Source organism: Laceyella tengchongensis (assembly GCF_900182735.1).
Classification (GTDB): domain Bacteria; phylum Bacillota; class Bacilli; order Thermoactinomycetales; family Thermoactinomycetaceae; genus Laceyella; species Laceyella tengchongensis.
Map to the genome: position 1 here is coordinate 108982 of NZ_FXTU01000007.1, position 22497 is coordinate 131478.

General features: G+C 50.9%; 25 protein-coding genes. All 25 read right to left on the bottom strand.

Features of this window, described 5'->3' with window-relative positions:
- Positions 1-27: 27 nt before the first annotated feature.
- Positions 28-1326 (bottom strand): exo-beta-N-acetylmuramidase NamZ family protein, encoded by a 1299-nt coding sequence (locus QQZ12_RS13955; protein WP_102991261.1) that lies wholly within the window; start codon positions 1324-1326, stop codon positions 28-30.
- Positions 1327-1555: 229 nt separating this feature from the next.
- On the bottom strand, positions 1556-1927 hold the full coding sequence (locus tag QQZ12_RS13960) for an FtsB family cell division protein (RefSeq protein ID WP_102991260.1): 372 nt from the start codon (positions 1925-1927) through the stop codon (positions 1556-1558).
- Between the two features lies 1 nt (position 1928).
- Positions 1929-2504, bottom strand: coding sequence for a spore cortex biosynthesis protein YabQ (gene yabQ, locus QQZ12_RS13965; protein WP_102991259.1), 576 nt, complete (start codon positions 2502-2504; stop codon positions 1929-1931).
- The gene (gene yabP / locus QQZ12_RS13970) at positions 2501-2791 is read right to left on the bottom strand and encodes a sporulation protein YabP (RefSeq protein ID WP_022738746.1); all 291 of its coding nucleotides are present in this window, start codon (positions 2789-2791) and stop codon (positions 2501-2503) included. Before yabP ends, yabQ begins: the two co-directional genes overlap by 4 nt.
- 48 nt (positions 2792-2839) lie before the next feature.
- Positions 2840-3121, bottom strand: coding sequence for an RNA-binding S4 domain-containing protein (locus tag QQZ12_RS13975; protein WP_102991258.1), 282 nt, complete (start codon positions 3119-3121; stop codon positions 2840-2842).
- A gap of 82 nt (positions 3122-3203) precedes the next feature.
- Positions 3204-4676 (bottom strand): bifunctional methyltransferase/pyrophosphohydrolase YabN, encoded by a 1473-nt coding sequence (gene yabN, locus QQZ12_RS13980; RefSeq protein WP_102991257.1) that lies wholly within the window; start codon positions 4674-4676, stop codon positions 3204-3206.
- 47 nt (positions 4677-4723) lie between these two features.
- Positions 4724-6346 carry a putative polysaccharide biosynthesis protein gene (locus QQZ12_RS13985; RefSeq protein WP_284724560.1) on the bottom strand — a complete coding sequence of 541 codons (1623 nt, stop codon included), beginning with the start codon at positions 6344-6346 and terminating at the stop codon, positions 4724-4726.
- 100 nt (positions 6347-6446) lie between these two features.
- Complete coding sequence (gene spoVT, locus QQZ12_RS13990; RefSeq protein WP_022738741.1) at positions 6447-6989, bottom strand: stage V sporulation protein T; 543 nt, start codon at positions 6987-6989, stop codon at positions 6447-6449.
- A gap of 410 nt (positions 6990-7399) precedes the next feature.
- A complete protein-coding gene (locus QQZ12_RS13995) occupies positions 7400-8398 on the bottom strand; it encodes a peptidylprolyl isomerase (RefSeq protein ID WP_102991255.1) in 999 nt (332 codons plus the stop codon).
- Complete coding sequence (gene mfd / locus QQZ12_RS14000) at positions 8388-11927, bottom strand: transcription-repair coupling factor (protein WP_189318945.1); 3540 nt, start codon at positions 11925-11927, stop codon at positions 8388-8390. Before mfd ends, QQZ12_RS13995 begins: the two co-directional genes overlap by 11 nt.
- 123 nt (positions 11928-12050) lie before the next feature.
- The gene (locus QQZ12_RS14005; RefSeq protein WP_102991253.1) at positions 12051-12281 is read right to left on the bottom strand and encodes an anti-sigma-F factor Fin; all 231 of its coding nucleotides are present in this window, start codon (positions 12279-12281) and stop codon (positions 12051-12053) included.
- Positions 12282-12381: 100 nt separating this feature from the next.
- A complete protein-coding gene (pth, locus tag QQZ12_RS14010; RefSeq protein ID WP_284724561.1) occupies positions 12382-12954 on the bottom strand; it encodes an aminoacyl-tRNA hydrolase in 573 nt (190 codons plus the stop codon).
- 77 nt (positions 12955-13031) lie between these two features.
- Complete coding sequence (locus QQZ12_RS14015; RefSeq protein WP_284724562.1) at positions 13032-13619, bottom strand: 50S ribosomal protein L25; 588 nt, start codon at positions 13617-13619, stop codon at positions 13032-13034.
- 136 nt (positions 13620-13755) lie between these two features.
- Positions 13756-14703, bottom strand: a complete 948-nt coding sequence (locus QQZ12_RS14020; protein ID WP_022738733.1) for a ribose-phosphate diphosphokinase — start codon at positions 14701-14703, stop codon at positions 13756-13758.
- An 18-nt stretch (positions 14704-14721) separates the two neighbouring features.
- Entirely contained in the window at positions 14722-16107 is a 1386-nt protein-coding gene (gene glmU / locus QQZ12_RS14025; protein WP_102991250.1) for a bifunctional UDP-N-acetylglucosamine diphosphorylase/glucosamine-1-phosphate N-acetyltransferase GlmU, read from the bottom strand.
- A gap of 196 nt (positions 16108-16303) precedes the next feature.
- Complete coding sequence (spoVG, locus tag QQZ12_RS14030) at positions 16304-16609, bottom strand: septation regulator SpoVG (RefSeq protein ID WP_102991249.1); 306 nt, start codon at positions 16607-16609, stop codon at positions 16304-16306.
- A gap of 99 nt (positions 16610-16708) precedes the next feature.
- Positions 16709-17086, bottom strand: coding sequence for a RidA family protein (locus tag QQZ12_RS14035; RefSeq protein ID WP_022738729.1), 378 nt, complete (start codon positions 17084-17086; stop codon positions 16709-16711).
- A 16-nt stretch (positions 17087-17102) separates the two neighbouring features.
- Positions 17103-17918 (bottom strand): pur operon repressor, encoded by an 816-nt coding sequence (purR, locus tag QQZ12_RS14040; RefSeq protein ID WP_102991248.1) that lies wholly within the window; start codon positions 17916-17918, stop codon positions 17103-17105.
- A gap of 40 nt (positions 17919-17958) precedes the next feature.
- Positions 17959-18849 (bottom strand): 4-(cytidine 5'-diphospho)-2-C-methyl-D-erythritol kinase, encoded by an 891-nt coding sequence (ispE, locus tag QQZ12_RS14045; RefSeq protein WP_102991247.1) that lies wholly within the window; start codon positions 18847-18849, stop codon positions 17959-17961.
- Positions 18850-19025: 176 nt separating this feature from the next.
- Complete coding sequence (locus QQZ12_RS14050) at positions 19026-19205, bottom strand: small, acid-soluble spore protein, alpha/beta type (RefSeq protein WP_022738725.1); 180 nt, start codon at positions 19203-19205, stop codon at positions 19026-19028.
- Between the two features lie 124 nt (positions 19206-19329).
- Entirely contained in the window at positions 19330-19611 is a 282-nt protein-coding gene (locus QQZ12_RS14055) for a Veg family protein (protein WP_102991246.1), read from the bottom strand.
- 120 nt (positions 19612-19731) lie between these two features.
- Positions 19732-20205, bottom strand: coding sequence for a ribonuclease H-like YkuK family protein (locus tag QQZ12_RS14060; RefSeq protein ID WP_245888349.1), 474 nt, complete (start codon positions 20203-20205; stop codon positions 19732-19734).
- A gap of 43 nt (positions 20206-20248) precedes the next feature.
- A complete protein-coding gene (gene rsmA, locus QQZ12_RS14065; protein ID WP_102991245.1) occupies positions 20249-21139 on the bottom strand; it encodes a 16S rRNA (adenine(1518)-N(6)/adenine(1519)-N(6))-dimethyltransferase RsmA in 891 nt (296 codons plus the stop codon).
- Positions 21120-21692: a ribonuclease M5 gene (gene rnmV, locus QQZ12_RS14070; protein WP_189318943.1), complete on the bottom strand. Its 573-nt coding sequence runs from the start codon at positions 21690-21692 to the stop codon at positions 21120-21122. Before rnmV ends, rsmA begins: the two co-directional genes overlap by 20 nt.
- Positions 21693-21709: 17 nt before the next feature.
- Positions 21710-22480 carry a TatD family hydrolase gene (locus QQZ12_RS14075; RefSeq protein ID WP_102991244.1) on the bottom strand — a complete coding sequence of 257 codons (771 nt, stop codon included), beginning with the start codon at positions 22478-22480 and terminating at the stop codon, positions 21710-21712.
- Positions 22481-22497 lie beyond the last annotated feature (17 nt).

The window sequence follows — 22497 nt, forward strand, 5'->3', positions numbered from 1 at the left end:
TGATGTCAACAAAAAAATGGCATATTTTTAGTGCGGGATTCCCCGTGCCGGATAGAGAAGGTACTTTCCTCGTAGTTCTTTGAATTTATTCAGTTCTGCCGCCCAGGAATGCACGATTTCCCTAGCGGATTTCCCTTGGTCGATTTGCTGGCGAACTTTTTCCGTGCCGGTCATTTTATCCATCCAATAGGGTTCCCCCGATTCGCGCCACGCAAACTGGCTCGGATACAATTTTTTTACCTTTTCAATGATAGCCAGTCCCGTCAGGATGGGATCAAACGTTGCCGGATCTTCCACATGCACTTGTACACCACCCACGGCTTTCCCTTGATGTTTGGAAAAAGTAGGGGTGAAGTACGCCTCACGAAACTTGACTCCCGGCAATCGTTCCCGATTTAGTTCCTCTGCTAACTTCCAGCCTTCCACATAAGGGGCGCCGATCAATTCAAACGGCCGCGTCGTTCCCCTTCCTTCGGACAGATTAGTCGCTTCGATCAGTCCAGTTCCCGGATACACTTGTGCTGTCGTGACCGTCGGCATATTCGGCGACGGCATCACCCAAGGGAGCCCCGTCTGCCCGTAAGCTTCCTGCCGACTCCAACCCTTCATTTTCACGACGTGGAGATCAACCTTCTTTTTGCCGCTTTTTGGGAAAAACCACTCATTGAATAAGGTCGCCAGCTCGCCAACCGTCATGCCGTGCCGCAGGGCGATAGGGAACAAGCCGATGAAGGAGCTGTGCTTCTCCTCCAACACGGGACCTTCCACCCGGACACCCCCCAGCGGATTGGGGCGATCCAGCACATACAGCGGCTTATCGGCAATGGCTGCCGCCTCCATCACGTATGCCATGGTGGAGATGTAAGTATAAAAACGAGTTCCGACATCTTGGATGTCAAACACAAGGACATCCACATCCGCGAACATGGGAACCATGTCCACCGGCTTTTTTCCATACAGGTTGGAAAGCGGAAGCCCCGTCTTCGGATCGATCAGCTCTCCCGGCGTCTCGCCTGCCTGTTCTGTTCCGCGTACCCCATGTTCCGGACCGTACACTTCGGTCACGCGGATGCCCTTGCGCAACATGGCATCCAAACTATGTTCGTAATCGGCGGTGATACCCGTCGGATTGGTGATCAGTCCCACTCGCTTCCCAGTGAACATCCCCGGATTGGCCAATACGATATCTAAGCCTGTCAGTACCTTTCCCCTGCGCCCTTGTGCCGTTTCTTCCCCTTCATCCATCCAAACTAGCCCAAGCGTAGCGAAAAAGAGGACAAAGACAAGGGTGAGTCCCCACCAGCGGGCGCGATTGATATGGAGCATCCTCATTACCCCCTTCATCGGGAGATTCTCACTGCTGATGCCAACAAACCGATCCCATACAGAATATTCATCCAAATCGCTTATAGCCTAGATTTTCTACTTACGTACTTTTGATTCCTGCCAAAATAAAATAACCCCTTGTCTTCTCGCACAAGAGGTCCACCCCCGCCACGCATAAAGAGCGCGGCAGAAGCACATCGGGCGAATGAAAGCAGATGAGGCGGCCCTATCACCGCTTGTCCGGCAATGAATATATTTGTTCACCCGGTTTGCTATATCCCATTTTGTGAGCCAATTCTAACAGATAATCCTTGCGGTGTAACTTTTTGATCTCCGCGTTGATGTGGGCCGTTTTCCTTTTCGCTTCCGCCAACTCCTGCCGTTTGGCCGCCAATGCCTCTTCTTTGTCCCAAATGCGGTTTTGCTGGATAATCAGCTCCACCACGCACCAACAGAAGATCGTGACCATGACTCCGAGCCAGATCATCCGCCGGCGCCGAACGGCTGGATGAAGCGGTTGTTTCCGCTCCTCATGTCCTTTCTCTTTTACCACTTTCCGTTTAAATGTCAAGATATTATCGCGCGAACGCTGAAAAGGCATATTATCCACCTTTTTCTCTTTTCTTTTTCCACCACGCCCCAAACCGGCGAAGGAAGGAGCGCGCTTGATCCACGTGCGGCCGCATCCGCCTCCACAACGGACGGACAAGCGGGCCTAAGAGCCAAGCTAGCGGCAGGCATACCCATCTAACCAAGGTCCAAGCCCCCCGTGCTACCGCCCGCGCACAGGTCCAGAGGCTTCGCGCCATAAATGATAATGGAATGTACACCACCGTGTAAACGGCTTGCCCAAGAAAATGAATCACCCATTCCACCAATTGGAACAGCACACGGATGAAACGGATGACCATCTGCGAAAACCACCTGAAGTAGAGCAAAAACCCGAGGCAGATTGCGATGAACAAATAAAAGCGCAGTTCACCCCAATTGCTCCACAACAACAAGCCAAACACAAGCAGACTGGAAACCATCCAATACATCAGATCGATCAGGGAGACGATCCACCGTTTAAGCCGAAAGCGTTGGGTAACCACACGGTAAAAATCGAGAATGACGCCAATGAGGATGCCGGACCCCAGCATCAGGCCCATCGTGGTCCATTGCGTAACCAGAGTCACTTGAAAATCCGCCCCAGCAGCCCTTTCGCCTTCTCGCTAGCAGGCAGATGGACATCTAAATAGCTCATGTCCATGATCTGCCCCTCTATCGCGACCCGTCCCTGATCGAGATCCAAATTCTTTATGTGGAGGTCTTGTCCACGGATGCCGAGATAGCCGCAGTCGGTTTGCAATAAGAACTCCTCGCTGTCAAAGCTCTCAACGCGAACAACACCGCTAACTTCCATCACATTGCGATTGGTCAGCACGATTTCATGCCTAGGCTGGCCATGCAAATCCTCCGTCATATCAGGTACCCCCTTCCCATGGTACATGATATGGACAAAGGTCAGAAATTAGAACTCAAGCGGCGCTTCTTCCGCTTTCAACGGTTCTTCGCGCACAATGGTGAACATATTGCCCGCATCCTCTTTTTTGGCGTTCTCCTGCAACTTCTCCACTCTCGCCGTCACCCGCTTGTTGCCGAAACGAATGCTGATCTCATCGCCGATCGCGACCGTAGTACCCGCTTTGGCCGGTTTGCCGTTCACCTCGGCCCGGCCCTGGTCGCATACCTCTTTGGCCAGCGTCCGTCTTTTCACCAATCGGGACACTTTGAGAAACTTATCTAATCGCATCTGTCGTCACCTCAGCTGTCACAAACTTGTCTCATTTATTTGTCCATGTTATGAACAATTCTTCGAACGGAAGGAAAACCCTTCATTCATTCCTGGGATTCCCCTTTTCTTCCCGTTTGGCCTCATTCCACCACGCGTCCATTTCCGCGAGTGTCACGTCCGGCCACGCACGCTTTTGGCTACGCACCCGCTCTTCAATGTACCGAAACCGGCGAGCAAACTTCTGGCATGATTTAATCAGAGCCAACTCCGGATCTACTTTAAGGAAGCGGGACAAATTGACGAGAGCGAACAGCAAATCCCCCAATTCTTCTTCGCGCTCCGCTGCGGTTTCGGCGCGACCCAACTCATCCAGTTCTTCTCGCACCTTGTCGAATACCTCGTCCATCTGCTCCCAGTCAAACCCCACTTTAGCGGCTTTTTTCTGTTGTTGGTAAGCCAACAGCAACGCAGGAAGCGCCTCATTCACCTGACCGAGAACCGAAGGGAGTTCGGCTTCCCCTTCCCGCTCTTTCGCTTTGATCTGTTCCCAGTTCGCCTTCACTTCTTCCGCGGTGTCCGCTTGCGCTTCGCCAAAAACATGGGGATGGCGGCGAACCATTTTGTCATTGAGGCGACTGATCACTTCAAAAATGTCAAACGTTCCCTCTTCACTGGCGATTTGCGCGTGCAACATCACTTGAAGCAGAATGTCCCCCAGTTCATCCGCCATCGCCTCTTCATCCCCGTCATGGACTGCTTCCAAAAACTCATACGCTTCCTCGATGAGATACCGGCGTAAGCTCTCATGGGTTTGTTTGCGATCCCATGGGCATCCCTCCGGGCTTCGGAGCGTCGCAATCACATCCACCAAGGTGGAAAATTGGCGATAGAGCGCCCGTTCATCCGTGACGGGCGGTACATAAACGGAAGTCAGATCAGTAAACCACTCACCATGATCCAACTCATACAATGGAAGGGTGGTCAGCTTCTCCAAGCCAGGAACACCGCATGCAGTGGCGATAGTCACGGGGTGTTCATCTGGATACACATCCATTAACGTCAACTTGACATCCGAAGCGACCAAGCGGTCATACACTTGCCCAATCAACACGTGAGTCCGCGGGTCCAACCAGGAAGCGCTGAGATCGTTGCCATCCAATAATTGAAACCCTTCAATGGGGTCCAGCTTCAAGCTGGCAAACATCGCATCCAAAAAACTGGTTCCCCCGTGAACTTCCACCACGACCCCTTCTGCATCCAGAAGCAATTGCACCGTCCGTTCAGCCACCATGGGATGCCCCGGCACCGCATAAACGACTGTGCCGCCCTCCTCTGCATAGGCCAGCAAGCGTTCCGCTATTTCTTCATACACCGTTTCAAACCGGGCATGCTTCTCATACACCTCATCGAAACTGACATATTGGATTCCCCGTTCGCGCAACCATGAAACAACCGGATGACGCTCTGTGCGCAAGAATACTCGGTCAGCACGTTCCAGCACGGCCAGCGTCCCCAGCGTCAATCCATTCTCATCGCCAAAGCCCAGACCGACAACCACGATTTTCCCGTTCATGATTCCCCTCCTGCCCGTTTCATTCAATCAACATCCTTCAGAATTCCTCATATGCGCAACCAATGCAACCGATCTAACAGCGGAAGCACTTTGGCTTTCAACTTCGGCACCTTCTCCAGATCCTCCCGCGTCAACACCCCAAAGCGAAACGCGGCCCAGAGATAGGCCAGCATACCTACCATGACAGAAACCAGTGCGGTGACAGCCATAGCCAACCGATACTCCAACACAGGCACCAACACCGTCTCCAATCCGATCTTGACGCCGCCCACAGCGACAGCCATCCACAAGGCCGCCCACAAGCTACGGCCGAAGCGGAAATGCTCCCGGAGCGCCCCTCGCAAGTGCCGTCTCAACGCCCAAAGGTTGAGTCCGGCAACAAGCGCATAAGCGACCGTAGTAGCCAAAGCAGCACCGCGAATGTCCCACAGCGGCACCAACCACAGATTGCCTGCCAATTTGACTCCCACTCCCAACAACAAATGGAGTGCAGGCAAGACAACCCGGTCAAATCCTTGCAAAACACCAGCCGACGTGAGGCTGAGCGTTGAAAACAGAATGGTAAAAGCCAAAATAGCTAACGCATCCGAGCCGGCACTGTCTTTGTACAGCATCACATTGGTGGGTAGAGCGATCACAGCTAGACCGACCGACGCTGGCAAGCCAAACAGCCAAGTCAGGCGCAAAGCCAAAGACGCGCGCATGCTGGCTTCCTCCATGTATCCCGCGGTCTTGGCTTCAGCAATCGCCGGAACAATCGATAAAGCAATGGCAGTAGCGAAAAAGGAGCCGAACTGAATCAGGGGTTGCCCCCGGTCAAATACCCCTTTTTCTGTGATCACCTGATCCATTGCCCAACCGGATTCAGCCAGCAGGTTCCCAACCGTGAAAGAATCCACCAAAGAATACAACGGCAAGACCAACGCCCCGATGCCGATGGGAATCGACAAAACCAAGATGCGCACCACCAGCTGTTTGGTGGATGGGGCCGCGTCTGTCATGGCCACCGGTTCCGGTCGTACGGGTGTGGCATGTCGCTTCCAATACACCATCAGGATGAGCAAAGCGGCGACCGCTCCGGTTGTCGCACCAAACACCGCGCCAGCCCCGGCATAAACGTATCCGAATCCCGCCTCCGTGAAATACCAAGCGGCGACCAAGATCGTCACCACCCGTACCAACTGCTCCATAACTTGCGAAACAGCGGTCGGCAACATGTTTTGCTGACCTTGAAAATACCCCCGGATCGCCGACAAAAAGGGCACGATAATCAGCGCAAATGATACAGACTGAATCGGCATGGTCAACAACTGACGGCTTCCCATCCAGCCAGCGATGGTTTCCGCCCCCACGAATAGAATGACAAAAAATAGACAACCGATCAAAAGCAAGGTGACGGAAGCCACGCGAAAAATTCGGCGAGCCATGTACGGATTTCCCTCAGCCAAGCGCTCTGACACCAGTTTGGAAATCGCTGCGGGAAACCCCGCCGTCGCAAGGATCAACAAAACGCTGTACAACGGATACACTTGCTGATACACATACATGCCTTCATCGCCGGTTATATTTTGATAGGGAACGCGGTAGACGGCCCCCAAGATTTTGCTGATCAACGCAGCCAAACCCAAAATGGCCGCGCCGCGGACAAAAGATCGCTCCGCCTTGGACATCTTGCCTCCCCCTTCACGTCACATGCTATTCATTATACAAGAGCGCAAAAGGTTGGCAAAGAAAAAGCAGGTTTATTCACCTGCCAGTCAAAAGTCGAAGCTATTGTTCCATCTGCTTTCCAAGGAAGGAAGCTGCGGTGCTGGCCAACTTCACTTCCAACTCTCCCAAGCGTTCCCCTTCTTTCTTGGTGAAAATGATCACCGCGCCGATGGGGTCCCCGCCTGCATTGATTGGAACCACCACATAGGATTGGTATTCTTCAGTCAAGCCTTTAAACAATTCCACAGTCAACGGATTGCTTTCAAGATGGGTGCGCCGTTGCTCCATGCACGCTTCCACGGTGTCCCCAATCGGTTTTTCTAAATATTCCCTTTTGGAAGCGCCCGCTACGGCGATCACGCTGTCCCGGTCACAGATCACTGTGGCGTATTGAATATTTTCATAAAGGGATTCAGCGTATTCTTGGGCAAAATCCCCCAATTCACCGATGGGTGAATACTTTTTCAGAATCACTTCACCGTCGCGGTCAACAAAAATCTCAAGCGGATCCCCCTCCCGAATCCGAAGCGTCCGACGAATTTCCTTGGGTATCACCACACGGCCGAGATCATCGATCCGACGCACGATGCCGGTTGCTTTCATAGGAAACTTCCTCTCTTTCATCTGATGTTATGCAAAACTCCAGCACTTCACTTATGATTCCTTTGTTGGAGATAGGAAGTGTCACCTAATTTGGTTGAATTTGTCCTACCGCCCATAGTATTGTTCTGCTTCCAAAAGTTTATACGACAATGACATACATAAAAAAAAACGGCTCCCCATCTGTGATGAGGTCCGTTCATAAAGAAAAAACAAGAAGTTGCCTCCCTTTGAACTTGCTGGCAAAAGGAGCCTGACGCCAATGTTTGTGTTTTCCATGCCCTTTGCGCAAAAAAAGCGAGACGGCTGACTCAACACGCTTCAGCCGCCCCTCTCTTCCCCGCAGGGTCATCCACCGCTTGCACAGGAACGTCACCCTGCATGTCGCCACCAGTCGTCCTGGCAGCCTTCCTTTATTTCAACAGGGACTTAAATTCGATCTCTTTGACCACCGATTCGTACACTTCTTGTTTCTTCGGCTGTTTTACTTGGTCGTCGGCTGTCGCCAGCGGTTCTTTTTTGCGCTCCAACACCTTCAACACATGATAGCCGTAGCTGGTTTTGATTGGATCACTGATTTCATTTAACGGCATTTCTTTAGAAGCCTTTGCGAATTCCGGCACGAATTGGTCAGCCGAACCTTCAATCATCCCCGCGCTGTTTTTAGAACCGGGGTCGTCAGAGTATTCCTTGGCCAATTTGGCGAAGTCGCCGCCTTTTTCCAGCTTCTGTTTCACTTCTTCAGCGCGTTTCTTCGCTTCGGCGTCGGTCCGTTTCGCCTGCCCTTGCTGCCCTGCTTGTCCGTCATTGACAGAAACCAGGATGTGTTGCACTTTCACCCAATCGTATTTCTCATCTTTCAACTGTTCGTTGTAGTATGCATCCACTCTGTGAAAGGTGTAGAAGAAGTCTTTCAGTTCGTCTTTGGTAAATCCTTTGCCCTTGATCGCTTCATCCAGGCTTTTCGGTTGTTTTTGCCCGCCTTGTTGCGATTGGGGTTGGTTTTTGAAGGAGCCTTCGATTTCTTTCATGGTCTCTTCGGTCTTTTTCTGATAGGAAGCATCATCTTTGACCAATCCAGCCATGTATTTCCGCGCCGCCACTTCTTTGGACAATTCGGTTTTGATCTTCTTCTCTTGATCTTTCATCGATCCCATCATCATCGCAAGTTGAGGGTCCAAAAAGGCCACAATATTGATGTAACGGTGGAGTTCGGCTTCTGTGACCTTCCCTCCCTTATACTCTGCAACCACTTTATCGCTGTTCGTTGGCAAGGGTTTAAATTCAGCTGGGGCTTGGCTTGTGTTGTTCTTGTCGTCTTGCTTTTCTTCTTTGGCCCCGCCGCATCCGGTCAATACCAGCGCACTCGCCAATAAGATGGTTGCCGTTCGTTTGACCCATTTATTCAACATTTGCCTTGGCTCCTTTCGATTTGGGGACGTCTTTATATTTTATCAAAAATTGTTCAATCATTTCTAATGCCATTTTGGCAGACATCCCTTTGATTTTAAATATAATCCCCATTCGTTGCCCTGTGGAGAAGCGAATTTTACCTGGGAAGTCCTGCGAAATCATGAACAGTTTTTGTCCATCGATCTGATTCGTTTGTTCAGGCTCCAATTTGAGCGCAATCTCCCCGTCTTTTTGTTCGACGGCATCAATCCCGTAGAGAATCGCATAAGCCTTGATTTTGGCTACTTTGAGCAACATCTGCACCGGCTCCGGCAAGTCGCCAAACCGGTCTTCAATCTCTTCTTCCAAGTCATTCACTTCATTTAAGCTGGTCACGCCACGAATCTTTTTGTACAATTCGATTTTCTGTTTCTCATCGCGAATATACTCGGAAGGCAGATAAGCGTCAACATTGAGATCGATCGTCGGCTCCTTCGGTTCGGCCTCCGTCTGCTTACCTTGCAACTCAGCGACTGCCTCTTTCAACATCTGGCTGTACAATTCAAATCCGACTGTCGCAATATGCCCGTGCTGTTCGGCCCCCAACAAGTTCCCTGCCCCGCGAATGGACAAGTCCCGCATGGCGATCTTGAAGCCAGAACCCAATTCAGTAAACTCTTTGATCGCTTGCAGGCGTTTCTCTGCGGTTTCGGACAACACTTTGTCGCGCTGGTACGTGAAGTAGGCATAAGCGATCCGGTTGGAACGGCCCACCCGTCCGCGCAATTGATACAATTGGGACAAACCCATTTTGTCGGCGTCATAGATGATCAAGGTGTTTACGTTGGGAATGTCCACACCCGTTTCGATAATGGTGGTGCTGACCAACACGTCATATTCGCCGTCGAGAAAGTCCAACATCACTTTCTCCAATTCATTTTCCTGCATCTGCCCATGTGCTACCGCCACGCGCGCTTCAGGAACCAGCATCCGAATCTGCTCAGCCATCTGGTCGATATTCTGGACTTGGTTATAAAGAAAGTACACTTGCCCTCCGCGAGCTAACTCCCGTTCGATCGCTTCTCGCACCAAGGCGCCCGAATACTCCAGCACATAGGTTTGCACCGGAAAACGATTTTCTGGTGGCGTCTCGATGACCGAAAGGTCGCGCACCCCCATCATAGCCATATGCAGGGTCCGCGGAATCGGCGTAGCTGACAACGTAAGTACGTCGATGTTGTGTTTCAGCGTTTTGATTTTTTCCTTGTGCTTCACGCCGAAACGCTGCTCTTCGTCGATGATCAGTAAGCCGAGGTCTTTATAAGCCACTTCTTTGGACAACAACCGGTGCGTTCCGATGACAATGTCCACCGTGCCATTCTTCAGCCCTTCCAATGTTTCTTTTTGTTCTTTACGAGTGCGGAAGCGGCTTAGCACGCGAATTTGCACTGGGAAGTCAGCAAAGCGCTCACGAAAAGTTTCATAGTGCTGTTGCGCCAAGATCGTCGTCGGCACCAACACCGCCACTTGTTTACCTTCCATGGTCGCCTTGAACGCCGCCCGAATGGCCACCTCCGTTTTTCCGTACCCCACATCCCCGCACAACAGGCGATCCATCGGTTGCTCGCTTTCCATGTCCTTTTTGATCTCTTCAATAGAACGTAGCTGGTCCGGGGTCTCTTCATAAGGAAACATCGCTTCAAACTCTTTTTGGTACGGCGTATCCTTGCTAAATGCGTACCCTTTGGCCTGTTGGCGTTTGGCGTACAACTCGATCAGATCTTGGGCGATATCCTGCACCGAAGAGCGCACTTTGTTTTTCACCTTGCTCCATTCACTGCCGCCCAAACTGTATACCTTGGGTGTTTTCTCTTCGCTACCGATGTATTTTTGAACTTGGTCAATCTGCTCTACTGGAACATAAAGTTTGTCGTTGCCTGCGTATTGGATGTGCATGTAATCCTTGTGCATGCCGGCCACTTCTAGCGTTTCTATGCCGATGTAACGCCCAATCCCATGGCTGACATGAACAACATAATCCCCTGGTTTCAATTCCTGATAATCTTTGATTTTTTCGGCATGATCCAATTTAGTGCTACGACGGGTGCGACGTTGCTTCTGGGTGAACACTTCCCCCTCCGTCACCACGATGAGGCGGATTCCCCCCATTTCAAACCCCGCTTGCAACGCACCGATCGTTACAGTTGGTTTGCCCGGCAACAACTGATGCAAAGCCACATCGCGGTTCACTTCCATTCCGTAGTCGGCCAACACCCGTTCCAACCGCTCCAACCGTTCTTCGCTACTTGCCAAGAATAAGACGCGGTAGTTGGCTTTGACCCACCGGTCCCACTCCGCCTTGAGCACATGCATCTGACCGTGGAATTGTTGCATGCTGCGGCACATCATCTGAATGATATTTTGCGGTTGGATGCCTGGAATTTGCCGCATAAACAAGGACAGGTAAACCCGTTGGTGCGTCACTTTAGCGAGCAAATCATCCAATTTGAACGATATTTTCAACTGGGGCAAAAACTCTCCTTGCGACAGAAGGGCTGTTTGCCATTCCCCTTCCTCCCGCTCCATTTGACGACCGTTTTCCATGATCCGAGACGGTTCATCCATCACGACAACCGCATCTTTCGGCATGTACTGCAACAAATTCTCACACTTGGGATAAATCTGCTCCACATATTTGTAAATCCCGGTGAAATACGTTCCTGTTTTCAGCTGTTCAATATCATAGCCGATCGATTCGGACAGCTTTTGCTTCAAGCTTTCGTCTTTCACTTCAGAAAGCCTTGCTGATAAAAGCGTTTCCACACGCATGCCCGCTTGTCGGAGACGCTTGGGATCGGCAAACAATTCCCTGGCCGGAGGAATCACTGCCTCCGTCCATTTATCGATGGAGCGTTGGTCAGCCACCGAAAACGGCCGGATCGAATCCACCTCATCATCAAACCATTCTACACGGAGCGGTTGGGCAGCATTAACCGGATAGACGTCAACGATCCCACCCCGCACACTACATTCTCCCGGTTTCTCAACCATGTCCACGCGCTGGTAGCCGATTTTCACCAAATGCTCCACGAAGGGATCGATTTCTTGCACAGTTCCCACTTTTAGTGATATATGGTTTTGTGCAAATATGCCGTGTGGTGGAAAACATTTCCTAAGCCCTGCAAACGGCACAATGAGCACGCCAGTAAAACCTTGGGCCAAACGGGATAAGACATCAACTCTTTCACCCAAAGTTTCATGACCTGCCATCGCGATTTCCGTGGTAATCAATTCATTCGCCGGATATAAAAGCACTTCTTCCTTGGGAATCAGTTCCTGCAAATCTTCCGCAGCTTTTTGTGCTTGGTTCAAATTGTGCGTAACCAAGAGCACCGGCCGCTTCAACTCTTGATAAAGGGCGGCCACATAAATCATCCTTGCCGTCCCTGTCAACCCCGCCACCAACTGTTCCCTTAACCCGCCTTGAATCCCAGTCACCGTCGACTGAAAATCATGATCTTGTCTGAATATATGAATCAACGGTATCAACAAACGTTCCTCCTCTGACATATTCAATACAAAAGAAGCCTCAGCTAGCAACAGCCAAGGCCGTTCTTTTTCTAATTTATCAGAAAAAAATCAGGTATCTAATCATGCGCGTGTCAACGATTGTTAATGATAGAGAGAAGGATACAATACACGCTCCGGATGCGATTCCAACACTTGTTGGCACGACTCGCAGGTGATCTTCACCACCTGATTTCCGGCCGCATCATTGGTTATTATATCTTTCCGCTCTTCCGGGGTCAACTGATCAAAGCCCAATTGTGATTCTGTGGCTTGCCCGTCCGCGATATGCCCCAGCGGCAGGCGGCAATGACGACATACATAATAAATGGCCATGGCAATGCCTCCTAGACAATCCTTTGCCCTTAGTATTGCCCCCCGTTGAGGAGTTATACTTATGAAGCACGCCATGGCTTTGGCAAATTTCCGCCCATCATCATTTGCCGGGCTTGGTGTTGTATCGGTTCATCGCTTCCAAAAACGTCTTATCCAACCAACAGTTGATTGCTGATGCTGATCGCTCCACCGCATCGGCCATCAACTCCAAATCCGATTTGTGGAAAGGGGATAACACATAATCAGGGACCGACATTCTTCCTTGCGGTCGGCCAATGCCGATTTTGATGCGTTTAAATTGATCAGTCCCCAAATGTTGGATCAATGATTTCATCCCGTTGTGCCCGCCGGAACTGCCTTTTAAACGCAGCCGAATTTGTCCAGGAGGCAAATCAAGGTCATCGTACACCACAACCAACTCATCCAAGTCGGCTTTCAGCCAATCCATGGCCGGTCTAACCGCTTCACCCGATAAATTCATATAAGTGAGGGGCTTCATCAAAATCACTTTCTCTCCCCGGACAATCCCTTCGCCCACTTCGGCTTTCCACTTTTCTTTATTAACCGGAATCCCCCACTCGTCACTTAGTCGGTCAATCACCCAAAACCCGATGTTATGACGAGTCTGGGCATACTTGATACCGGGGTTACCCAGCCCGACGATCAGTTTCATCTTCTTTTCCCTCCGTTGGCAATCCGTTAAAAAAGACGCAACAACATCCGTTGCGTCTTTATATGCAAGCGGAACCGCTATTCGCTTTCCCGCTCCTGTTGCGGTGTTTCCTCTGTCTCTTCCCCTCTGACCGGGGCAAGAATGGAGGCCACCGGCGTCTCCCTATCTGTCAACAACTTCACTCCATCCGGCAAAACCACATCCGTCAACGTGATGGAATCGCCGATGTCCAACTGGCTGACATCCAGTGTCACTTCCGATGGCAATCGGTCAGGAAGGGCTCGCACTTCAACCGTGCGCAGGGATTGGTCCAACACGCCCCCGTTTTTAACGCCAGTCGCATCCCCGCTCAACACAAGCGGGATCTCCGTCGTAATCGGTTCGTTCATCGTCACGCGTTGCAAATCGACATGAAGCAATCGAAGCTTAATCGGATCCACTTGGACATCGCGCACCATCACCTGATACTGTTCGCCATCCAGGCTGGCTTGGAACAATCCTTTGGTTTCCGCCGCTTTCCGAAGCTCACCTTCATCCGCGCTGATCAGCACGGGGTCCATGCCGCGTCCGTACAACACGCCCGGCACTCGACCACTTTTGCGCAATGCGTTTAAAGCGCCTCGTGTGTTGGTTTCCCGTTTGTTCAATGGTATGGACAATGACATATCCATCCAACCCCTTTCTTTGAAAGGATGATTTCCCTTCACTAGAGGTTTTAAACATGGATGGTGCAAATCCTTCGCGAGAAAGCGATTTCTTTGTGCGACTCAAACCATCGCGACGCGCGGTCACCCTTGCTGCTTAATCAAACAGGGTGCTCACCGATTGCTCTTTGTGGACGCGCATGATCGCTTCGCCCATCAGGTTGGCCACGGACAACACTTTGATTTTATCCAATTGCTTGCTTTCCGACAGCGGAATGGTATCGGTGACCACCATTTCGGTGATATTGGATTCACGGATCCGATCGATGGCTGGACCGGAGAATACGGGATGCGTGCAACAGGTGTAAACTGCTTTCGCGCCGTATTCCAATAGGGCATTGGCCGCCAAGGTAATCGTTCCTGCCGTGTCGATGATGTCGTCGATGATGATCGCGGTTTTTCCTTTGACATCCCCCACGATATTCATCACTTCCGCCACGTTTGGCTCGGGACGGCGCTTGTCGATGATGGCGATAGGCGCTTCCAGACGCTCAGCCAACCGCCGCGCACGGATTACGCCACCGTGGTCAGGGGACACGACAACGACATCCGTCAACCCTTTGCCTTTGAAATAATCGGCCAAAATCGGAACACCCACCAGATGATCGACTGGGATGTTGAAGAATCCTTGGATTTGGGTTGCGTGCAAATCCATCGTAATGACCCGGTCGGCACCGGCTGTTTCGATCAGGTTGGCCACTAGTTTGGCGGTAATCGGATCACGGGCTCGCGCTTTGCGATCTTGGCGCGCATAGCCGTAATAAGGAATCACGACATTGATCGTGCCGGCGGAAGCACGACGCAAGGCATCAACCATAACCAAGAGTTCCATCAGGTGTTGGTTGACCGGGTCGCATGTCGATTGGATTACATAGACGTCGGAACCGCGCACGCTGTCATCCAACTTAACATGAATCTCCCCGTCGCTAAATTTGCCGACATGGGCATTTCCCAACGGAATCCCGATATGATTGCAGATCGCCTGCGCCAAAACCGGATTCGAATTGCAACTAAACACTTGTAAGCGAGATGTTCTCTCTGACATAACGAACCGTTCCTCCATCTATTCGTTCTTAGAAAGCTTGTTTTTCAGTCTAGTAGCATAGTTTTCTTTGTTAGTCTGACGTTCTCGTGCAATCGCCAGCGCTTCTTCCGGCACATCTTGGGTAATCGTGGAGCCTGCCGCCACATAAGCGCCTTTTTCTACCCGAACGGGAGCGACCAAGTTGACGTTGCAGCCGATAAACGCCCCATCTTCGATCACTGTTTTGTGTTTGCGAACCCCGTCGTAGTTGACCGTCACTACGCCGCATCCGACATTCACGCCTTCTCCAACTTCGGCGTCCCCCACATAAGCCAGATGAGAAACTTTCGAGCCACGGCCCAACTTCACTTTTTTCAAGTCGACAAAACAACCCACTTTGGTTTGTTCGCCCAGTTCGGTACCCGGACGGGCATAAACGTACGGCCCCACCGTCGCTTCTCCGGCAACGTGGCTTGCATCCATCACAGTGTAGCGAATGCGTACGCCATCTTCGACAATGACGTCGGTCAAATCAGCGTTAGGCCCAATGTGGCACCCTTCCCCAATGACCGTCCGCCCCCGCAAAAAGGTACCCGGCTCAATCACGGTGTCGGCGCCAATGACAACATCAGACTCAATGTAGGTGTTGTCCGGATCGATAATGGTGACGCCGTTTTTCATATGTTCGCGGAGTATGCGTGCCTGCATGAACTTCGCCGCCTGCGCCAACTGAATACGATCGTTGACACCCATGGCTTCATCGGCGTCGCCAATCACTTGAGCACCAATCGTATGACCTTGTTCGCGTAAAATGGAAATCACATCAGGAAGGTAGTATTCACCTTGTGCATTATTATTATTGACTAATGAAAGAGTGGAAAACAGTTGTTGATTATCGAAACAATAAGTCCCTGTGTTGATCTCGTTAATCAACCGCTCTTCTTCTGTCGCGTCTTTGTGCTCCACAATCCGGTCAACCTGCCCGTCTTCCCGGCGCACAATGCGGCCGTATCCTGTCGGATCGTCTAACTTCGCCGTGAGGATGCTCGCCGCCGCTCCAGACGCGCGGTGGGTTTCAATGAGTTGGCTCAAAGTCTTGGCGGTGAAAAGTGGATGATCCCCGTTGAGGACGAGTGTGATGCCTTCTTTCCCCTTCAACAGCGATTCGGTCTGCATGACGGCATGCGCGGTGCCCAACTGCTCTTTCTGCTCCACAAACTGCACTTGTTCACCCAGATGCGCCTCTAAGCTCTCTTTCAAATGCCCCACAACCATGATGGTCTTCTTCGCGTCCAGCTGAGACAATTCTGCCAAAATGTGGTCAATCATCGGTTTGCCGCAGATGGAGTGAAGAACTTTATGTTTTTTGGACTTCATACGAGTTCCCTTGCCCGCAGCCAAAATCACAGCATAAATATGTTGCATGACAAAAAGCGCCCCCGTTTCTCAAAACTTCCTCCCTGAATATATCCCAAATACTTGGCCATTGCAACCAACCCAAGCCCGAACATATTTAAAATAAAAAAAGAACCATTATATAAGGATGAGAAACGACCGCGATGCAATCAAAAAGCACTCAACCTTCAAGAGGATGAGTGCTTTCCTGCAATCTCGTTTATTATCAGGCATCCATGTGAACATGATGATCCAGTGATCCGTGCTCTGCTTCCAATTCTCCAGCGCGATGATATTCAGCCAACACAGCCGCCTCGATTTTTTCCCGGCTGAGTGGGGAGATTGGATGTGCGATATCACGAAACTCCCCGTCTGGCGTGCGCTTGGACGGCATAGCGACAAACATGCCGTTATTGCCATCAATTACGCGGATATCATGCACCACAAATTCGCTATCAATCGTAATGGAAGCAATTGCACGCATACGACCTTCGCGATTTACTCTACGCAAACGAACATCAGTAATTTCCACCAGGTTCCACCACCTATTTCCAATGATGACTCAAAATACCTATTCTAGATGGAAGAACCATTTCCTTCTATCGACAGTATTTTTATGGAATTTTTTTACTTATCGTTTGCGAGCGATCACTTCCATTTCAATTAGCACATCTTTGGGCAACCGCGCCACTTCCACACAGGAACGGGCCGGTTTGTGCTCGTTGAAATATTCGGCGTAAATGCGATTGATGATTTGAAATTGGTTCATGTCCTTGATAAACAGGGTCGTCTTGATCACATGGTTCAAATCACTGCCGGCAGCCAACAAGACAGCTTGGATGTTTTTCAGGACTTGGTGCGTCTGTTCTTCAATTCCTTCGCCCACCAATTCACCAGCTGGTGTCAGCGGGATTTGACCCGATGTGAAGATCAGATCACCCATCTCCATCGCTTGCACATACGGACCGATCGCTTGTGGCGCATTGCTCGTTTCCACTTTTACCAACATATTCACACGCTCCTTATCAATGAAATGCGTTGCCCGTTTCCACGCGAACCATTTTCTCTTTCACGTCGATGGCTGCCACTTGGGCCAGTGAGACATACTCTTCAACCAACCGCTCCTCCGCTGGCGCCTCCAACATCACCCCGACGCCAACCACTTCCGCCTTAAATTCCGTCAGCAAATCCATCATGCCCCGTACCGTGCCACCCGCTTTCATAAAGTCATCGATGATCAACACGCGGGAACCTTCAGGCAAGCTGCGTTTGGACAATGACAACTGCTGCATGCGCCTACTGGACCCGGAAACGGTGTTCACCGTTACCACCGATCCTTCCGTAACCCGGTAATCATACCGAGCGATCACTACAGGAGCACGCAAGTACGAAGCCGTGGCGTAAGCGATGGGAATTCCTTTCGTTTCCACGGTCATCACCACATCAACCGGCTTTTCTGCAAACACTTTGGCAAAAATGCGGCCGATGTCATCAAGTAGCGTAGGGTCGCCCAAGAGATCCGACATATAGAGGAACCCCCCCGGCAAAATACGCTCTGGATTAGACAATTTCTCGCATAACCGGCCAATCACCTGAAGCGCGTTATCGTTGCTTATGCTCGGTATGTAGCGCACACCACCCGCCGCACCCGCAACCGTCTCCAATTTTCCGTTCCCTTCCGCTTCCAACACCTCGTGAATGATATCCAAATCCTCACTGATGGAAGATTTGGCCGCCTGGTATTGCTCAGCGAAGGTGGTAAGCGGAATCAAGCGGTACGGTTGCGTAAGCAAGTGCCGGGTGATGTCAACCAATCTGGCACTTCGTTTCCACTTTTCCATGCCTAACCTCCGAAGTCCTAATATTCTTGATCGAAATATATCATTTTGTTCGGACATCATCAAGCACACTTTCGCGGCGGACGCCCAACATCCTGACGGCAAACACTTGCTGGCAAAACCCCCGCAAACTGTTTACCATTCTGACAGCGCGCGATTCTTGCTTCACCAGCGCAAACACTGTGGGGCCACTACCTGACATCAACACCCCATCCGCCCCGAACCGCAACATTCTTTCCTTTAATTGTCGCACGTCCTCATGCATGTCCATCGTCACCGGCTCCAACACATTTCCCAAGTGACGAATAATCCCTTCATAATCCCGCTTCTTCACCGCTTCGATCATGCGACTCGTCTGCGGATGGTCAGTGATGGCATGAACCCGTAACTTCCCGAACACATCCGCCGTGGACACCCCATGATTGGGTTTAGCGAGGACGACCCAACATGTCGGCGGAGCAGGCAAGGCGGTCAACACCTCTCCTCGCCCTTGGGCCAACGCCGTGTTGGAATAAACGCAGAAAGGCACATCCGAGCCGATCTCCGCACCGATCTCAGCCAACTCCGCATCGCTCAGGCCCAATCCCCACAGCCGGTTGCATCCGCGCAAAGTGGCCGCCGCATCACTGCTTCCACCTGCCAAACCAGCCGCCACCGGAATCCTTTTATCTATATAAATATGTACCCCTTTATCGCATCCGGTCTTTTCTTTTAATAACGCCGCCGCTCGGAAAGCCAGATTGCGTTCATCTTGGGGGACCAAACCAGAACTCGATTCCAATGTGATCGACTTGTTTGTTTGATATAAGTCGATACGATCAAATAAATCGACCGTGGTCATAACCATCTCTAATTCATGGTAACCATCCGGCCTTTTGAAGAGCGCATCCAGTGTTAAATTGATTTTTGCTGGTGCCTTCTCGGATACAAACAAACTCGTTCCCCCTATTCTCTCCTGCTATGTATTCTTCATTGTGACGTGAACCGCGGCAAATTTGCAATATGAACTTAAAGATTTTCCTTATTTTATCATGAACCGATTTTTCCTTAAGCAAACTCGGTCTAAAATAAAAAGCCCAAGAGGCAACCCTCTTGAGCTTCAAACCCTTCCTATCTTGAATCTTTGTTCACCAGCTGTGCTTCAGCCAGTTGGATCGCCCGTTTAACCATGTTGCCGGCGTCACGCGCCTTGATTCCTCCCCAACCTTCACGTTGAACGACATCATAAAAACCAAGTTCTTTCGCCAACTCCACTTTCAACTCTTCCGACATGACACCTCGACGAGCCATGTGACGATCCCTCCTTGTGGATTCAAGAATCCGGCTAGGGTAGAGGTAGTATATCCAACAAATGGCTCTTTATGTAAACGCTTTCAGCCCACGGTAAAAAAAGAACACATCAACTGTGTTCCATTTATTGCGTTGCTTTCACATATTTTACTTGAATCTGCTCACTCTCCGCCGGATAGACGGTCAGTTCCACAGACTCAGTCAATATATCAGCGTAACTATAAGAAACACGGCTAAAAGCATGGTCTTCGTCTAATTTGACAACGAACACGGATGGATAAGTCTCTTCCAAAATCCCTGTCCGTTCTATAGTCTTGCGACGCCCACTATTGGCGCGCAGACGAATTTTCTCCCCAATGTAGCCATCCAGAGTGCATTTAATCTCTGTAAGCGCGTTTTTGCCCATTGGTCGACCACCTCACTTATAGAAGATTATACTACAAGCAGGTCGCAAAGTCAAATTAGGTATTATAGCAGGGAGACAAACAATCTGTCAACGGGTACCTTGTACATTTTTTGACCCTTTTTACTTCGTGAAGCGGTCGGCCACCGCACTGGCGGCAAAAGATTCCGGCTTGATTTTTGCCGTATACCCAACAGCGGTCACCCAGCCCACCACTTCTTGAATCAGCTTTCTCGTCTCACCTTGCTGCCCCACATCTAGGTGAATTTCCATTGGAATGTTCACGCCGAAGCCGAAAAAGCCCTTTTCCTTCAACAACTCGACAAACTCCAGACTGTACTCGGTCTCACGGTAGATCCGATAGCGCAATTCCCGCATCGCTTTGTGACGCTTCTTCGTATAATAAAAGATCGCACCCTTTCCAATCCGCTGTACGATGATGGCCGTCACAAAGATCGTTTCTTTTTCCCGCGTTTGCGAATCGGTGCCGATAACGATTTTGTAATTTGCCGTTGGCTCTTCATGGATATACGCTTGAATATCAGATATCATCTGCGCCAAGCTACGCCGTCCATGACGGGGATGGAAAAAGTTCACGGAATACCCTCCATCGGATCAGATTTTGATTCCGAGAGGCGTGTCACGATAGAGCTGTCAGTTTTTGGTCGATTACTTCAACGAGTGTAGCAAATTCTTCTAGATTTAGTGTTTCTCCGCGCCGCTTCGGATCAATGCCGGCTTCGTTCAACCACGCTTCCACCTGGTGTTTGTCCACTCGCGCAAACAGGGTGGCATGTAGCGTGTTCAATAACGTTTTGCGCCGTTGCGCAAATGAAGCCCTTACGATTTTGAAGAACAATTCCTCATTCTTCACCTCGACCGCTGGACGTTCACGCAATGTCAAACGCGCCACAGCGGAATCTACCTGGGGTCGGGGGACAAACACATGGCTGGGCACTTTGGCCACTTCCTCCGCTTCAGCAAAATATTGAACCAGCACCGACAGCGAACTGTAATCCTTGGTGCCCGGCTTGGCCGCCAGCCGGTCGGCCACTTCTTTCTGGATCATGATGACGATGTTGGTCAGCGGGTACCGTTCCGTCAGTAACCGGATCAAAATGGGGGAAGTGACATAATAAGGGAGGTTGGCAACCACATGGAGCGTTTTCATGTCCCGCATATGCTCTTGAATCACCGCCCCCAAATCGACTTCCAACGCATCCCCATGAATTATTTCCACGTGAGGTTGATGTTGAAACAACTCTTTCAACACCGGAACCAAACGCTGATCCAATTCCACCGCCACAACTTTGCCTGCCTGCTCGGCCAACCGCTCGGTCAGAGCACCGATCCCCGGACCGATCTCGATCACTCCAGAATCTTTATTAAGCTCGGCCGCGCGTATAATTTTACTCAATACATGGGAATCCGTGAGGAAGTTTTGGCCCAAGCTCTTTTTCAATTTCAAGCCGTAGGCGTTCAACAGCTCCCTTGTTCTGGCTGATATCGGTTTATGATTCATCGACTGCATCCTTTCCCACACGTTCCAATGCTTGGAATAGCTCTTCTCTAGTAATGCACAGCACTTGTAAACGGCGATAAAATTGCTTGGCATTGCCGTACCCGATGCCGAGCAACTCTGCGATCTCCCGCCTTAGCTCGCTGGAAGCAGGCTGTCCCACAAACCCCAGCTCAATGTATTCTTCCCAAGTAAGAGGAGGTTCATCACGCGGGTCCGCCCATTCGGTGCGAACAGACCCTAGCGCTGCCCTGATGGCGTCTGGGCTAGCATGCTCCACCCCGATCTTTCGTTTGCCGCGAGCCTCGTGCTGGGCCAAGAAAGCGTGCTTGACCCCTTCTATTTCCCGAGAAATAATGCGGCGAATCCGCTCGCCCGCATGATCGGGATCAGTAAACACAATCACGCCCCGGCTCGCCTGGGCCCGCTTGATCTGCGCCAAGACTTCCTCTCCAATCGCCGATCCCCGCGTCTCAATGGTGTCCGCATCCAGCGCTCGCTTGACTGCCAAGGTGTCGTTTCGCCCTTCAACAACAATGACTTCTTTCAATTTCGCACTTGCCAATGACTGTACCTCTTTCTTTACGGCAACTTAAACAACCGTTTTGCATTCTCCTGTGTGGCTTGAGCCAACTCCTCAAAAGTTATGCCCCTAAGCTCCGCAATCGCCTCAGCCACCAATCGCACATACCCGGTTTCGTTCCGTTTGCCCCGGTAAGGGTGTGGCGCAAGATATGGGCAATCCGTTTCCAACAACAGCCGATCCAAGGGGACGTTCCGGGCAATTTCTTTAGGCAATGTGGCGGTTTTGAATGTGACGGGACCACCCAATCCAATCATGAAGTTAAGCTGCAAGCATTCCTCCATTATCGCCAAATCCCCACTAAAGCAGTGCATGACTCCGCCCACTTCGTCTGCCCCCTCTTCCTTGAGGATTCTCACTACATCTTCGTGGGCATCGCGGTCATGAATGATGATGGGATAGCCTGTATCGCGGGCGATGGCAATCTGTCTGCGGAACACTTCCGCCTGCACATCGCGCGGCGAGTTGTCCCAATAATAATCCAATCCCATTTCCCCCAACGCCACCACTTTGGGATGCTGGGTCAATTCTCGAATCCAAGCTAAATCTTCCTCTGTGCAATCTTTGGCGTCATGCGGATGCCAACCAACTGCCGCGTAAATGAAATCATACGCTTCCGCCAATTCCAAGGTCGTGCGGATCGTTTCACGGTTGTAACCGACATTGACAATCGTCTGTACACCGAATTCTTCACGCGCCCGTCGGATCACTTGGTCGCGATCGTCCGCAAACTTCGGATCGTTAAGATGAGCATGGGTGTCAAACAACATAACTGCGTTAACCTCCT

Coding starts and splice junctions, on each gene's coding strand:
- QQZ12_RS13955 (WP_102991261.1), bottom strand. CDS start 1,326: ATGCTCCATATCAATCGCGCCCGCTGGTGGGGACTCACCCTTGTCTTT.
- QQZ12_RS13960 (WP_102991260.1), bottom strand. CDS start 1,927: ATGCCTTTTCAGCGTTCGCGCGATAATATCTTGACATTTAAACGGAAA.
- yabP (WP_022738746.1), bottom strand. CDS start 2,791: ATGACGGAGGATTTGCATGGCCAGCCTAGGCATGAAATCGTGCTGACC.
- QQZ12_RS13975 (WP_102991258.1), bottom strand. CDS start 3,121: ATGCGATTAGATAAGTTTCTCAAAGTGTCCCGATTGGTGAAAAGACGG.
- yabN (WP_102991257.1), bottom strand. CDS start 4,676: ATGAACGGGAAAATCGTGGTTGTCGGTCTGGGCTTTGGCGATGAGAAT.
- QQZ12_RS13985 (WP_284724560.1), bottom strand. CDS start 6,346: ATGTCCAAGGCGGAGCGATCTTTTGTCCGCGGCGCGGCCATTTTGGGT.
- spoVT (WP_022738741.1), bottom strand. CDS start 6,989: ATGAAAGCAACCGGCATCGTGCGTCGGATCGATGATCTCGGCCGTGTG.
- QQZ12_RS13995 (WP_102991255.1), bottom strand. CDS start 8,398: ATGTTGAATAAATGGGTCAAACGAACGGCAACCATCTTATTGGCGAGT.
- QQZ12_RS14005 (WP_102991253.1), bottom strand. CDS start 12,281: ATGGCCATTTATTATGTATGTCGTCATTGCCGCCTGCCGCTGGGGCAT.
- pth (WP_284724561.1), bottom strand. CDS start 12,954: ATGAAACTGATCGTCGGGCTGGGTAACCCCGGTATCAAGTATGCCCAG.
- QQZ12_RS14015 (WP_284724562.1), bottom strand. CDS start 13,619: ATGTCATTGTCCATACCATTGAACAAACGGGAAACCAACACACGAGGC.
- QQZ12_RS14020 (WP_022738733.1), bottom strand. CDS start 14,703: ATGTCAGAGAGAACATCTCGCTTACAAGTGTTTAGTTGCAATTCGAAT.
- glmU (WP_102991250.1), bottom strand. CDS start 16,107: ATGCAACATATTTATGCTGTGATTTTGGCTGCGGGCAAGGGAACTCGT.
- QQZ12_RS14035 (WP_022738729.1), bottom strand. CDS start 17,086: ATGTTGGTAAAAGTGGAAACGAGCAATGCGCCACAAGCGATCGGTCCG.
- purR (WP_102991248.1), bottom strand. CDS start 17,918: ATGGAAAAGTGGAAACGAAGTGCCAGATTGGTTGACATCACCCGGCAC.
- QQZ12_RS14050 (WP_022738725.1), bottom strand. CDS start 19,205: ATGGCTCGTCGAGGTGTCATGTCGGAAGAGTTGAAAGTGGAGTTGGCG.
- QQZ12_RS14055 (WP_102991246.1), bottom strand. CDS start 19,611: ATGGGCAAAAACGCGCTTACAGAGATTAAATGCACTCTGGATGGCTAC.
- rsmA (WP_102991245.1), bottom strand. CDS start 21,139: ATGCAGTCGATGAATCATAAACCGATATCAGCCAGAACAAGGGAGCTG.
- QQZ12_RS14075 (WP_102991244.1), bottom strand. CDS start 22,480: ATGTTGTTTGACACCCATGCTCATCTTAACGATCCGAAGTTTGCGGAC.